The organism is Enterobacter sp. Ap-1006, from assembly GCF_011752835.1.
Lineage (GTDB): Bacteria > Pseudomonadota > Gammaproteobacteria > Enterobacterales > Enterobacteriaceae > Cedecea.
On sequence record NZ_VWWU01000001.1, the window covers coordinates 135,561 to 149,262 of the forward strand.

Annotated in this window: 12 protein-coding genes; 6 read left to right on the plus strand and 6 right to left on the minus strand. The window is 56.7% G+C overall.

What is annotated here, in order from left to right; translation table 11 throughout:
• The 4 genes from ppx to purM all read right to left on the minus strand — a co-directional run bounded on the left by ppx (position 1) and on the right by purM (position 5,475).
• Positions 1–1,542: an exopolyphosphatase gene (gene ppx, locus F3J28_RS00655; protein ID WP_166871765.1), complete on the minus strand. Its 1,542-nt coding sequence runs from the start codon at positions 1,540–1,542 to the stop codon at positions 1–3.
• A 23-nt stretch (positions 1,543–1,565) separates the two neighbouring features.
• Positions 1,566–3,626: a polyphosphate kinase 1 gene (ppk1, locus tag F3J28_RS00660; RefSeq protein ID WP_166871768.1), complete on the minus strand. Its 2,061-nt coding sequence runs from the start codon at positions 3,624–3,626 to the stop codon at positions 1,566–1,568.
• 173 nt (positions 3,627–3,799) lie between these two features.
• Positions 3,800–4,438: a phosphoribosylglycinamide formyltransferase gene (gene purN / locus F3J28_RS00665; protein ID WP_039296046.1), complete on the minus strand. Its 639-nt coding sequence runs from the start codon at positions 4,436–4,438 to the stop codon at positions 3,800–3,802.
• Positions 4,438–5,475 carry a phosphoribosylformylglycinamidine cyclo-ligase gene (gene purM, locus F3J28_RS00670; protein WP_166871772.1) on the minus strand — a complete coding sequence of 346 codons (1,038 nt, stop codon included), beginning with the start codon at positions 5,473–5,475 and terminating at the stop codon, positions 4,438–4,440. The genes purN and purM overlap by 1 nt, the downstream gene beginning before the upstream one ends.
• 223 nt (positions 5,476–5,698) lie before the next feature.
• Between purM and upp the strand changes: the two genes are divergently transcribed.
• The 3 genes from upp to F3J28_RS00685 all read left to right on the plus strand — a co-directional run bounded on the left by upp (position 5,699) and on the right by F3J28_RS00685 (position 8,496).
• Entirely contained in the window at positions 5,699–6,325 is a 627-nt protein-coding gene (gene upp, locus F3J28_RS00675; RefSeq protein ID WP_166871773.1) for a uracil phosphoribosyltransferase, read from the plus strand.
• An 85-nt stretch (positions 6,326–6,410) separates the two neighbouring features.
• On the plus strand, positions 6,411–7,697 hold the full coding sequence (uraA, locus tag F3J28_RS00680) for a uracil permease (RefSeq protein WP_008459365.1): 1,287 nt from the start codon (positions 6,411–6,413) through the stop codon (positions 7,695–7,697).
• Between the two features lie 97 nt (positions 7,698–7,794).
• A complete protein-coding gene (locus tag F3J28_RS00685) occupies positions 7,795–8,496 on the plus strand; it encodes a DnaA inactivator Hda (protein ID WP_213715630.1) in 702 nt (233 codons plus the stop codon).
• 31 nt (positions 8,497–8,527) lie between these two features.
• On the opposite strand, the gene F3J28_RS00690 is transcribed toward F3J28_RS00685, so the two are convergent.
• A complete protein-coding gene (locus tag F3J28_RS00690; protein ID WP_166871776.1) occupies positions 8,528–9,688 on the minus strand; it encodes a pyridoxal phosphate-dependent aminotransferase in 1,161 nt (386 codons plus the stop codon).
• A gap of 149 nt (positions 9,689–9,837) precedes the next feature.
• Between F3J28_RS00690 and mtnC the strand changes: the two genes are divergently transcribed.
• Complete coding sequence (mtnC, locus tag F3J28_RS00695) at positions 9,838–10,521, plus strand: acireductone synthase (protein WP_166874349.1); 684 nt, start codon at positions 9,838–9,840, stop codon at positions 10,519–10,521.
• A complete protein-coding gene (locus F3J28_RS00700; RefSeq protein ID WP_008459357.1) occupies positions 10,518–11,060 on the plus strand; it encodes a 1,2-dihydroxy-3-keto-5-methylthiopentene dioxygenase in 543 nt (180 codons plus the stop codon). Before mtnC ends, F3J28_RS00700 begins: the two co-directional genes overlap by 4 nt.
• A 103-nt stretch (positions 11,061–11,163) precedes the next feature.
• Here F3J28_RS00700 and mtnA read toward each other — a convergent pair whose 3' ends face one another.
• Complete coding sequence (gene mtnA / locus F3J28_RS00705; protein WP_166871779.1) at positions 11,164–12,189, minus strand: S-methyl-5-thioribose-1-phosphate isomerase; 1,026 nt, start codon at positions 12,187–12,189, stop codon at positions 11,164–11,166.
• Positions 12,190–12,296: 107 nt separating this feature from the next.
• Here mtnA and mtnK point away from each other — a divergent pair, with 107 nt between their 5' ends.
• Positions 12,297–13,496 carry an S-methyl-5-thioribose kinase gene (gene mtnK, locus F3J28_RS00710; protein WP_166871782.1) on the plus strand — a complete coding sequence of 400 codons (1,200 nt, stop codon included), beginning with the start codon at positions 12,297–12,299 and terminating at the stop codon, positions 13,494–13,496.
• Positions 13,497–13,702 lie beyond the last annotated feature (206 nt).

Consider the following 13,702-nt stretch of genomic DNA (forward strand, 5'->3'; position numbering starts at 1 on the left):
TCAGGCGGAGAGCGCCGCTTCGGCCTCTTCTTCGATGGTCAGCTTCCAGCCGGTCATGCTTTCCCAATACAGCTGTTCGCGCTCCAAATCCAGCTGAACCAGCGTGTTCTGGCTGAACCAGTCGTGCGGGAAGCGCAGCGTCCAGTGGTTGTCGTCGGTTTCCAGCACCAGCGTCGGCGGGGTGGTTGTCGCCTGGCGCTGGTTATTCAGCAGCGTGGCCAGACGAATCAGCTGAATCAGCGGCAGGAACTGTTTCTTCTTAAACAGCGTGAAGCGCGGCAGATCGTCCAGCTTGATGGCCTTGCGGTGGTAGCGCACCAGGGAAGCCATAAGCACCTGCTGCTCCTGGTTGAAGCCCGGCAGGTTGCTGTTTTGCAGAATGTAGGCCGAGTGGCGGTGCATCCCGCTGTGGTTGATGCCCAGCCCGACTTCATGCAGCATCGCGGCCCACTTCAGCAGCGCGGCCATCTGCGGGTTAGCCAGCTTGTGGTTCTGTTTTTCCCACTGCTGGTACAGCAGTTCAACGGTTTCCAGTACCCGACGAGCCTGATCGCTGTCGATGTGGTATTGCTCCGCCAGGCTTTGCGCGGTGCGAATACGAATATCCTGATGGCGGAAACGGCCTTCCATTTCGTACAGCACGCCTTCGCGCAGCGCACCGTCAGACAGGCGCAGCTCGCGGATGGCGAGCGCATCAAACACGCCGCACAGAATGGCCAGCCCAGGCACAAACACCGCTTTACGCTCTTCGGACAGGCCCGGCAGGCTCAGGGCGTCGAAGGTTTTAAACTTCAGCACTTCCTGCTGCAGCATGTCCAGGCGTTCCGGGGTAATAATCCCGTCTTTTTCGCCCATCTCAATCAACACTTCATGCGCCGCTTTGATGGAGCCAGAAGCGCCCAGTGCGACTTTCCAGCCCTGCAGGCGATATTGCCAGGCAAGGGTTTCCAGTTTTTGGATTGCCGCCATGCGGGCGCGCTTGAAGCTTTCCGGGCTGATGACGCCGCCGGGGAAGAAGTTTTGCGCGAAGCTGACGCAGCCCATACGGCGACTCTCCACCAGCATTGGCTCAAAATCTTCGCCGATCACCAGTTCGGTGGAGCCCCCGCCGATATCAATCACCAGCTTGCGGCCTTTCTCCGGCTGAGTGTGTTCCACGCCCATAAAAATCAGACGGGCCTCTTCGTTCCCGGGAATGATTTCGATCGGGTAGGGGATCACTTTCTCCGCGCGTTTCAGAAACTCGGCGGCATTGGTGGCCTCGCGAAGCGAGTGGGTGCCCACAATGCACACGTTGTCTGCTGCAAATCCCTGCAGGCGTTCGGCAAACAGCGCCAGGCAGGAGAGCCCACGCTCCATGGCCTCCTCGCTTAATTTGTTATCGGGCCCGAGGCCATCCGCGAGGTGCACGCGCTGCTTCAGGCGGCCAATGATTTGCATGGCGCCATCCACCACACGGGCAATGACCATGTGGAAGCTGTTCGAGCCGAGGTCGACCGCAGCAAATTCCTGCGGCCGTGGAGCATGGTTTGATATCGGCATAATTTTATCTTCGCCTGAGAGCGTTAGTCAGGTTGTTCCAGAGTTTTAATATAATCGTAGATCGCCAGTTGCGAACGCACTTTCCGGCGGTTGCCGCGCGGCACATAGCGATTACTCAGTTCTTTGTCGATGATGCGCGCTTTCACCGTGTCGTTCAGCTGGATATCAATGATATCGAGCATACGCTGCTTCAGGCGCGGATCGAGGACCGGGACGGCCACTTCAATGCGATAGTCGATGTTACGGGTCATCCAGTCGGCTGAGGAGAGGAAGACTTTTTTATCGCCACCGTTTTCAAAAATATAGACCCGGTCGTGCTCGAGGTAGCGGTCAACGATACTCTGCACGCGGATATTATCGCTGATCCCGTCGAGTTCTGGAATCAGCGAACACATGCCGCGTATCAGCAGGTTCACCTTCACGCCCGCGCTGGAGGCCGCATAAAGTCTGTCCACCAGGCCTTTGTCTACCAGGTTATTCAGCTTCAGCGTGATCCCGGCAGGCTGCCCGTTCTGGGCATTTTTGATTTCGCGATCGACCAAATCGTACAACAGGCGACGCGAGTTCTGCGGCGACACCAGCAGATAGTCGAAGGTCACCGGGCGGTACGGATTTTCGATAAAGTTGAACACGCGACGCACTTCGTTGGTGATACGCGCGTCGGCGGTTAACAGGGAATAGTCCGTGTAGAGACGGGCGGTTTTCTCGTTAAAGTTACCGGTCCCAATATGCGCATAACGCACAATCTCTTCGCCTTCCATGCGGGAAATAAGGAACAGCTTGGCGTGAATTTTCAGTCCCGGCGCGGAGAAGATAACGTGCACGCCCGCCTCGGTAAGGCGCTTCGCCCAGTGGATATTCGCTTCTTCGTCAAAACGTGCCTGCAGCTCGACCACCACGGTGACTTTCTTGCCGTTATGGGCGGCGTGGATCATGGCATCAATAATGCGTGAGTCTTTTGCCACGCGGTAGATATTGATTTTAATCGCCAGCACGCTCGGGTCGAAGGAGGCCTGGCGCAGCAGCTCAAGAACGTGTTCGAAGGTGTGGTACGGGTAGTAAAGCAGGACGTCACGCTCGCGGATGGCGTCGAACCCGTTACGGAATTTATCGAACCAGATATGGCGCAGGCGCGGCAGCGGCTTGTTCACCAGGTTAGCTTTCCCGACGTTCGGGAAGCCAATAAAGTCTTTGAAGTTGTGGTAGCGCCCGCCGGGAATGATCGAGTCGTAGTTGGAAATGGTCAGCTTGTCGCGCAGCATCTCCACCATCGCGTCCGGCATATCGCGCTGATAAACAAAGCGCACCGGCTCAGCGGTCAGGCGCTGTTTCAGGCTGGAGGACATCAGTTCCAGCAGGCTTGATTCCATTTCGGTGACCAGGTCGTACTCGGCGTCACGCGTCATCTTCATCGAATAGGCGTTGAGCGCGTCGTAGTCGAAGAACCCTTTGAAGATCTCGTCCAGGCAATAGCGCAGGATGTTATCCAGCAGGATCATCGGCTTGCGGCGACGTGGTGCTTCCGGTGGCAGGTTAACAAACCGCGGCACTTTGTCAGACGGGATCTCCAGCAGCGCGTAGCGAATGCTGTCCCCACGAATGATTTCGACCGCCAGGTAGGTGTAATCGTCCTTCAGGAACTGCACCAGGTCGGTATCGCGGTTGATCAAAATCGGCGTGATGTGCGGGCGAAGCTGATGCTTGAAGTAGCTGCGCAGCCAGCTTTGCTGATTTTCGGAAAGCTGACGTTCGTTAATCAGGAAGATTTGGTTGCGGGCCATCTCCAGCAGCAGCTCGTTATACAGGCTGTCAAATTCCTGATCGGCCTTCAGCACCCGAGCCTGAATCTTGTTCAGCAGGTGGCGCTGGTTGGAAGGAGAACCCTGTTCTTCACTGATTAAAATGCGGCGCTTCAGTTCGGCGAAACGCACTTTATAGAATTCATCAAGGTTATTGGAATAGATGCCGAGAAAACGCATCCTTTCAATCAACGGGTTGAGCTTGTCCGCCGCTTCCTGCAGAACGCGTTCGTTAAAAGACAACCAGCTCAGTTCTTTTTCGATATACAGCTTATCCTGACCCATTAGTCCTCACACTCCGTTTTCGTGGACGTGGCAATGCCGTCACCGTCACGTCAGTTATTATGGCGAGCTTTAGCGGAGAATGTCCAACTATGCAGATGAAACTCTCTCATCTGACCATGACAACTTTATGAGAGACAGACACAAAAAAAGGGCCGAAGCCCTTTTTAGTTAAATTATTCTGCTGCATGTCCCTGCGGGGGCAGCTGTACGCCATCAAGCCAGGCGGCGTTTTGGCGCATTTTTAGTCGATCGTCGAGGAACCAGCTGACGACCAGCGGGTAAATCGCGTGTTCCTGGTGCTGAACGCGAGCGGTGATTTCGTCCTCATCATCCCCTTCAAATACCGGCACTTTGGCCTGCAAAATGACCGGGCCGCCGTCCAGTTCGTCAGTGACAAAATGCACGGAGGTGCCGTGCTCTTCATCGCCGTTTTCCAGCACCTGGCGGTGGGTATGCAGACCGGGATATTTCGGCAGCAGGGAAGGGTGAATGTTGAGTAAACGACCGCTGTAGCGCGCCACAAAGGCCGGGCTGAGAATGCGCATATAACCCGCCAGCACCACGACGTCCGGCGCGTAGGCGTCAATCTCCTGCATCAGCTGGCGATCGAACGCCTCGCGGCTGGCAAACTCGCTTGCCGCCAGCGCGTGGGTCGGGATCCCGGCTTCGCGGGCTCGCTCAAGGCCGAATGCGTCGGCCTTATTGCTGAACACCGCGCTGATGGTGCCGTTAATCTTCTTCTGCTGGCAGGCGTCAATGATCGCCTGCAGATTGCTTCCGTTACCGGAAATCAGCACCACAATGTGTTTCATTACTCAATAACCACGCGCTCTTCGGAATCAGATGCCTTGATGATACCGATTTTCCACGCCTTTTCACCTTTGGCCTGCATCAGCGCAACGGCTTTATCCGCTTCTGCCGCCGGCAGCGCAATGACCATGCCCACGCCGCAGTTAAAGGTGCGGTACATTTCGTGGCGGCTGATGTTGCCGGCCTGCTGCAGCCAGTTGAAGACGGCTGGCCACTGCCAGGAAGATTCGGTGATAACGGCCTGGGTGTTGTCCGGCAGTACGCGCGGAATGTTTTCCCAGAAGCCGCCACCGGTCAGGTGGGCGATGGCGTGAACATCCACGTTTTCAATCAGCTCAAGGATGTTTTTCACGTAAATGCGGGTTGGCTCGAGCAGGTGATCCGCCAGAGGTTTCCCTTCCAGTTCGGTGGTCAGCGGGTCGGTGCCGCTCACTTCCAGCACTTTGCGCACCAGCGAGTAGCCGTTGGAGTGTGGGCCGCTAGAACCCAGTGCAATCAGGACATCGCCATCGGCAACTTTAGACCCGTCGATGATTTCAGACTTCTCAACCACGCCCACGCAGAACCCGGCCACGTCGTAGTCTTCCCCGTGGTACATGCCTGGCATTTCAGCGGTTTCACCGCCGACCAGCGAGCAGCCTGACTGCAGGCAGCCTTCGGCGATGCCGGTGATAACGCTGGCGGCAGTATCCACGTCCAGCTTGCCGGTGGCGTAGTAGTCGAGGAAGAACAGCGGCTCGGCGCCCTGAACCACCAGGTCGTTCACGCACATGGCGACCAGGTCAATGCCGATCGCGTCGTGGCGCTTTAAATCCATAGCCAGACGCAGCTTGGTGCCCACACCGTCGGTGCCGGAAACCAGAACCGGTTCACGATATTTCTGAGGCAACGCGCACAGCGCACCGAAACCGCCCAGTCCACCCATCACTTCCGGGCGGCGGGTCTTTTTCACTACGCCTTTAATTCTGTCGACCAGAGCGTTACCAGCATCAATATCTACACCGGCATCTTTATAGCTGAGAGAGGTTTTATCGGTCACTGCTCGTTCCCCACGGGTGGTATATAAGAAAAACGCGGCAATTCTAACAGTGCAGGCAAACGTTTGCGAGCCTCTTGTTATCGGCAAGAAAAGAATTCCTGAGATAGACTCAATCCAGTCCGGTTGATCTCGATCATCCCATTAGCTGTAGCGCAGCGGCAAAAAAGCGGTATAATCCGGCGATTTTTTTTGTGGTAGCCAACTATCTCGGGGGAGAAAGAGTATGAAGATCGTGGAAGTGAAACACCCACTCGTCAAACACAAGCTGGGCCTGATGCGCGAGCAAGACATCAGCACCAAGCGCTTTCGTGAACTCGCCTCTGAAGTAGGCAGCCTGCTTACCTATGAAGCCACTGCGGACCTGGAAACCGAGAAAGTCACCATCGAAGGCTGGAACGGCCCGGTGGAAATCGACCAGATCAAAGGCAAGAAAATTACCGTTGTGCCAATTCTGCGTGCTGGCCTTGGCATGATGGAAGGCGTTCTGGAAAACGTACCAAGCGCGCGTATCAGCGTCGTTGGCGTTTACCGCGATGAAGAAACCCTGCAGCCGGTGCCTTACTTCCAGAAGCTGGTTTCTAATATAGAAGAACGTATGGCGCTGGTGGTTGACCCGATGCTGGCGACCGGCGGCTCTATGATTGCCACCATCGACCTGCTGAAAAAGGCGGGCTGTACCAGCATTAAGGTACTGGTGCTGGTTGCCGCGCCGGAAGGCATCGCCGCGCTGGAAAAAGTGCACCCGGACGTCGAGCTGTACACCGCTTCTATCGATCAGGGCCTCAACGAGCACGGGTACATTATTCCTGGCCTCGGTGATGCGGGCGATAAGATATTCGGAACAAAATAAGATTCATCAGCCGACTTTGAAAGTCGGCTTTTTTTTGATTGAAGCAAACACCGTTCGTTAAAAATAACACTTAGAGGAAAACAACATGACCCGCCGCGCCATTGGGGTAAGTGAACGCCCGCCCTTACTGCAAACGATTCCGTTGAGCCTGCAGCATCTGTTCGCCATGTTCGGCGCAACCGTGCTGGTGCCGATCCTGTTCCACATCAACCCGGCTACGGTGTTGCTGTTTAACGGCATTGGCACCTTGCTTTATCTGTTCATCTGTAAAGGCAAAATCCCGGCTTATCTCGGGTCCAGCTTCGCGTTTATCTCTCCGGTATTGCTGCTGCTGCCGCTGGGATATGAAGTGGCGCTCGGCGGATTTATCATGTGCGGCGTGCTGTTCTGCATCGTGGCGCTGATTGTGAAAAAAGCCGGTACCGGCTGGCTGGACGTGATGTTCCCTCCGGCGGCGATGGGCGCGATTGTTGCGGTTATCGGCCTTGAGCTGGCGGGCGTGGCGGCTAACATGGCCGGACTGTTGCCTGCGGATGGCGCATCCCCGGATTCCACCACCATTATTATCTCGCTGGTGACGCTGGCGGTCACGGTGTTTGGTTCCGTGCTGTTCCGTGGTTTTATGGCCATTATCCCGATTCTCATCGGCGTGCTGGCGGGTTACGCGCTCTCCTTCGCCATGGGCGTGGTAGACGTGACACCCATCCGCGAAGCGCACTGGTTCGCGCTGCCAACCTTCTATACGCCTCGCTTTGAATGGTTCGCTATCTTCACCATTCTGCCTGCGGCGCTGGTGGTTATTGCCGAACACGTGGGCCACCTTGTGGTCACCGCGAATATCGTGAAAAAAGACCTGATTCGCGACCCGGGCCTGCACCGTTCAATGTTTGCCAACGGCATTTCTACCGTGTTCTCCGGCTTCTTTGGCTCCACGCCAAACACCACCTACGGTGAGAACATCGGCGTCATGGCGATCACCCGCGTGTATTCGACCTGGGTTATCGGCGGCGCGGCAATTATTGCCATTCTGCTTTCCTGCGTCGGCAAACTGGCGGCGGCGATTCAAATCATTCCGGTGCCGGTGATGGGCGGTGTTTCTCTGTTGCTGTACGGAGTGATCGGCGCCTCCGGTATTCGCGTGCTGATCGAATCCAAAGTGGATTACAGCAAAGCGCAAAACCTGATCCTGACCTCCGTGATCCTGATCATCGGGGTGAGCGGGGCGAAGGTGCACATTGGTGCGGCAGAGCTGAAAGGCATGGCGCTGGCGACCATCGTCGGCGTGGGCCTGAGCCTTATTTTCAAACTTATCAGCATACTGCGCCCGGAAGAAGTCGTGCTTGACGCGAAAGACAACGACGCGCAGGCCTGATCGTTTCCTCGCCGGGCGGATCCTCGCCCGGTTCTAAACCTCAGCCATTCTGTGTTAGACTCGTTTCGATTTTCTGCCTGTTATGGTTGAGGTACTTCTGAATACGCCGGCACAGCTCTCACTGCCACTCTATCTTCCCGACGACGAAACCTTTGCGAGTTTCTGGCCGGGTGACAACCCTTCTTTACTAGCCGCCCTGCAGGCGGTACTCCGTCAGGATCACAGCGGGTACATCTATTTCTGGTCGCGTGAAGGCGGCGGGCGCAGCCATTTGCTGCATGCGGCCTGCGCAGAGCTTTCCCAGCGCGGTGAAGCCGTGGGCTATGTGCCGCTGGATAAGCGCACCTGGTTTGTGCCGGAAGTGCTCGACGGGATGGAGCAGCTGTCGCTGGTTTGCATCGACAATATCGAATGCGTGGCCGGGGATGAGCCGTGGGAAATGGCGATCTTCAATCTTTATAATCGCATTCTGGAATCCGGGAAAACGCGCCTGCTGATCACAGGTGACAGGCCGCCTCGCCAGCTCAATCTGCAGTTGCCTGACCTGGCTTCCCGCCTCGATTGGGGGCAGATTTACAAGCTGCAGCCGCTTTCCGATGACGACAAGCTGCAGGCGCTGCAGCTGCGCTCCCGGTTGCGGGGGTTTGAGCTGCCGGAAGACGTGGGGCGTTTCCTGTTAAAACGCCTCGATCGCGAAATGCGAACCCTGTTTATGACGCTCGATCAGCTCGATCACGCCTCGATTACCGCCCAGCGCAAACTCACTATTCCGTTCGTCAAAGAGATCCTCAGCCTGTAGTTTTCCCCGTCCGCCGACGGGGAACGTCGCTTTATACCTGGCGTAATCTTTCTGCCGCAGCGTCCAGCGTCGCTTCCTGCTTGGCAAAGCACAGGCGAATCAGCTTATGCGGGAAAGCATCCGCGCAGAACACCGACAGCGGAATTGCCGCCACACCTACTTCTTTGGTCAGCCACTGGCAGAAACTCACGTCGTCGAGATCGGAGATTGCGCTGTAGTCGGCCAGCAGGAAGTAAGTCCCTTCGCAGGGCAGAATTTCAAACCGGCTGTCCGCCAGCGCTTCAACAAAGCGGTCGCGGCGCGCGCGGTAAAACTCCGGCAGTTCACGATAATGTTCCGGTTCGGCACGCAGCATGTCGGCAATCGCAAGCTGCGCCGGGGTATTCACCGCGAACGTCAGATACTGGTGAACTTTACGCAGCTCCGCGCTGATGGCCGCCGGTGCCACGCAGTAGCCCACTTTCCAGCCCGTCATATGGAACGTTTTGCCGAAAGAGGACACAGAGATAGCGCGCTCGCGCAGCTGCGGGTGGGCCAGTACGCTGGCGTGGCCTTCTTCGTCGAAGCAGATATGCTCGTACACTTCGTCGCTCAGCACGTAGACTTCGTGCTGCGCAATGGCCTGCCACAGCGCGGCAAAATCACTTTTGCGCCAGACGGTAGCGGACGGATTGTGCGGTGTGTTAAGAATGACGAGGCGAGTTTTGTCGCTTAGCAGGGCAGTAAATTCTTGCCAGTCGACGCGGAAGTGCGGCGGCTGGAGGGCAATACGTTTCAGAATGCCGCCGGAAAGCGTCACGGCTGGAGCATAGCTGTCATAGCTCGGGTCAAAGCAAATCACTTCATCGCCCGGGCGAACCAGCGCGGTGATGGCGGCATAAAGTGCTTCGGTGGCACCAGCGGTGACCGTAATATCGGTATTGGCATCCGGCTTGTGGCCGTACAGCGCTTCGGTTTTCTCGGCGATGGCTTCGCGCAGGGCTGGAACGCCGGTCATCGGGGCGTACTGGTTTGCGCCCTGGCTGACGTGAAACGCCAGGCGTTCCTGCAGGTAGCGCGGGCCGTCAAAATCCGGGAAGCCCTGGGAAAGGTTAATCGCATTGTGCTGCTGCGCGAGGGCGCTCATTTGCGTGAAAATAGTCGTGCCGAGCGCCGGCAGTTTGCTTTCTGGAATCAAAGGGGAGTGGCTCATTATTCTTCGACCTTAACGTGGTGCGTATGTTTCCCTGTGTTGCCGGGACTATAACACGATGTTAAGATTTAGCAATCAAGACGCTTAGACGTCTAAATAATAATGACCTCAGTTGCAAACATAACGCAGCGTTAACGGCTGGAGAGATGATGATTCGCGCCATTGTTACCGATATTGAAGGCACCACCAGCGACATTCGCTTTGTGCACAACATCCTGTTCCCTTATGCCCGCGAACGCCTCGCGGGTTTTGTTCGCGAGCAGCAAAATGAAATAGCCCCAATACTCAACGACCTGCGGGCGGAAATTAATGAACCGCAGGCGGATATTGAACGGCTGATTGAGACGTTGTTTAGCTTCATGGATGTAGATCGTAAATCTACCGCGCTAAAAGCGCTGCAGGGCCTTATCTGGCGGGATGGCTACGTGAATGGAGACTTCACCGGCCATCTCTATGATGACGTTCTGCCCGCGCTCAAGGCCTGGAAACAGCAGGGCATTGCCCTGTATGTCTATTCATCCGGCTCGGTGGCGGCGCAGAAGCTGCTTTTTGGCTACAGCGATGCCGGGAATATTACTGAGTTGTTCAGCGGCTATTTTGATACCCACGTGGGGGCCAAGCGTGAAGCGCAGTCCTACCGCAACATCGCGGCGGAGATCGGCGTGGCACCTGAGTCGCTGCTGTTCTTGTCAGATATTCACCAGGAGCTGGATGCCGCACGGGAAGCCGGTTGGCAAACCGTGCAGCTTATTCGCGGCGAGGCGGATGACGTCAGCCGCCATCGCCAGGTAAACCGTTTCGACCACATCAATCTGGAGTCGTTTTTTTCATGAGCGCATTGACCATTTTTACCGATACCGAAGCAAAGGAGCCGGTATGGCACAGCACGGACGCGCAAGAAATTCGCGAGCAGTTGAACGCCAAAGACGTGCGTTTTGAACGCTGGGAAGCGAACCAGGATTTAGGCAACGACCCAACGCCGGAAACGGTGATCCACGCTTATCAGCATGCTATCGACAAGCTGGTGGCGGAGAAAGGCTATCAGAGTTGGGATGTGATCAGCCTGCGGGCGGATAACCCGCAGAAAGACGTGCTGCGGACCAAATTCCTGTCCGAACATACCCACGGCGAAGATGAAGTGCGTTTCTTCGTCGAAGGCGCGGGGCTGTTCTGCCTGCATCTGGACGACAAGGTCTATCAGATCCTCTGCGAGAAGAACGACCTGATTTCCGTCCCGGCCGGGACACCGCACTGGTTTGATATGGGGTCAGAGCCGCATTTCACCGCGATTCGTATTTTTGATAACCCGGAAGGCTGGGTGGCGCACTTTACCGGCGATGCAATTGCCGATGCTTATCCACGTTTGCCGTAGGCTGTGATTGACCCTCTCCTGGCAAAGGAGAGGGGGAAAATTGTGAATCTGTAGTGCGTTCTTTTCCTTCTCCCCTTTGGGGAGAAGGTCAGGATGAGGGGCATTATTTCTTCGGTAAAAATACCCCATCCCGAACCTGTTCCGGCGTCACCACGCCCGTATCCAAAATCCAGCCGCTAATTAATTCTGCCGGGGTAACGTCAAACGCCGGGTTATACACGCTTGCGTTGTCTGGCGCCCACTGCACGCTGCCAAAGCTGCCCGCCACGCCGGTCACTTCCCTGGCGGCACGCTGCTCAATCGGAATGGCTTCGCCGTTCGGACAGTTTCTGTCGAGCGTGGTATGAGGCGCGGCAACGTAGAATGGAATGCCGTGGTAATGCGCCAGCACGGCCAGGCTGTAGGTGCCGATCTTATTGGCCACGTCACCGTTCGCGGCGATGCGGTCCGCGCCCACCCAGATGGCGTCCACCTGCTTTTTCGCCATCAGGCTGGCGGCCATGGAATCGCAAATCAGCTGGTAAGGAATACCCAGCTCCCCTAATTCCCACGCCGTTAGCCTGCCGCCCTGCAGCAGCGGGCGGGTTTCGTCCACCCAAACGCTGGCGACGTTCCCTTCGTTAAATGCCCGCTGAATAACGCCCAGCGCGGTGCCGACGCCTGCGGTAGCCAGCCCGCCGGTATTGCAGTGGGTCAGCAGGCGGCTACCGGGTTTAACCAGCGCCGCGCCCGCCTGGGCGATGTTATCGCACAGCACTTTATCTTCTGCCACCAGCCGCAGCGCCTCTTCTTCGAGCGCAGCCACAACATTTTCCTGAGCCAGCGCCTGCTTCATACGGTCAAGGTTATTCATCAGGTTTACCGCCGTCGGGCGGGACGCCCGCAGGGTTTCCAGGGCTTCAGCGAGCTGAGCTTTTGTCAGCCCTTGCTCCGCCAACAGCGCCAGCAGCAGGCTGGCGGAAAGGCCGATGAGCGGCGCGCCGCGTACGCTGAGGGCGTGAATATGCGCGACCAGCTGTGACACGGTGTGCGCCGGGAGCCAGTTTTTCTGCTGCGGCAGCGCCTGCTGGTCAAGGATCCAAAGCTGGTTATCACGCACTTCAAGGCTGGTGGTTTTTAAATTATGCATTCGTGTTAATTCCATGTTGCGTTGTTGCGGTATATTGTGCCAACATGACTTCCAGATGTATAGACGTCCAAACGTCTTAATTAATTTTATTTTCTGAGAGGATCGCCATGTCGCAATACCGCACTTTTACCGCCGCTGACGCAGTGGCCTATGCTCAACAGTTTGGCGGGCTGCAGACGCCGTCTGAGCTGGTGGAGGCGCAGGAAGTGGGCGACGGCAACCTCAATCTGGTGTTTAAAATCTTTGATACTCAGGGCGTCAGCCGGACTATCGTGAAGCAGGCGCTGCCGTATGTGCGCTGCGTGGGCGAGTCCTGGCCGCTGACGCTGGATCGCGCTCGCCTTGAGGCGCAAACTCTGGTGGAGCACTACCAGCACAGCCCGGAACACACGGTCAACGTGGTGCATTACGACCCAGCGTTGGCGGTGATGGTGATGGAAGATCTCTCCAGCCATCGCATCTGGCGCGGCGAGTTGGTGCAGGGCGTTTATTATCCTCAGGCGGCCAGCCAGCTTGGTGAGTATCTGGCAAAAGCGCTGTTCCACACGTCAGATTTTTATCTGCATCCGCACGATAAGAAGGCGCTGGTTGCCCGCTTTATCAATCCGGAAATGTGCGAAATCACCGAAGATCTGTTCTTTAACGATCCGTATCAGATCCACGAGCGAAATAACTACCCGGCCGCGCTGGAACAACAGGTTGCCGCGCTGCGAAGCGACAGCGACCTGAAGCTGGCCGTGGCGTTGTTGAAGCATAAATTCTTTTCCAGCGCGGAAGCGCTGCTGCACGGCGATATCCACAGCGGGTCGATTTTCGTTGCGGAAGGTAGCCTGAAAGCGATCGACGCTGAATTTGGTTACGTGGGCCCGGCCGGGTTTGATCTTGGGACCGCCATCGGCAACCTGCTGCTGAACTACTGCGCGCTGCCGGGGCATTTTGGTCCACGGGATGCAGCCAGCCAGCGTGAACAGCGTCTGAAGGATATTCAGGAACTGTGGCTGAGCTTCTCAGAGCGCTTTACGGCGCTTGCCCGCGAGAAAACACGCGACGCGGCGCTGGCAACGGAAGGCTACGTTGAGCATTACCTGCAAAAAGTGTGGGTTGATGCGGTAGGCTTCTGCGGCACCGAACTGATTCGCCGCTCGGTTGGTTTGTCGCACGTTGCCGATCTGGAAAGTATTGAGGATGAGGCGGCGCGCCTGGCCTGCGTCAGCCACGCGATTGAGCTGGGCAAGTTTTTGATTCTGATCGCCGGGCAGGTGAATTCGGTGGATGAGTTTATTGCCAGAGTTCGGCAGAAGGGGTGAGGTTTCTGCTGCGTTCGATTTAAATAGGATCTATGCGGGGCTGGCGAAAGGTTCCGTTCACCTCAAGCACAAATTTACATGCAGCCCCCGCACCAGTGAACGTCTTAGGGGAGCCACCGTCACCCCCCTAAGAACCCGGACTCCCGGCCACAACGTTTCTGCTTCTTTTACCCTCACCCTAACCCTCTCCCTGGAAGGGAGAGGGA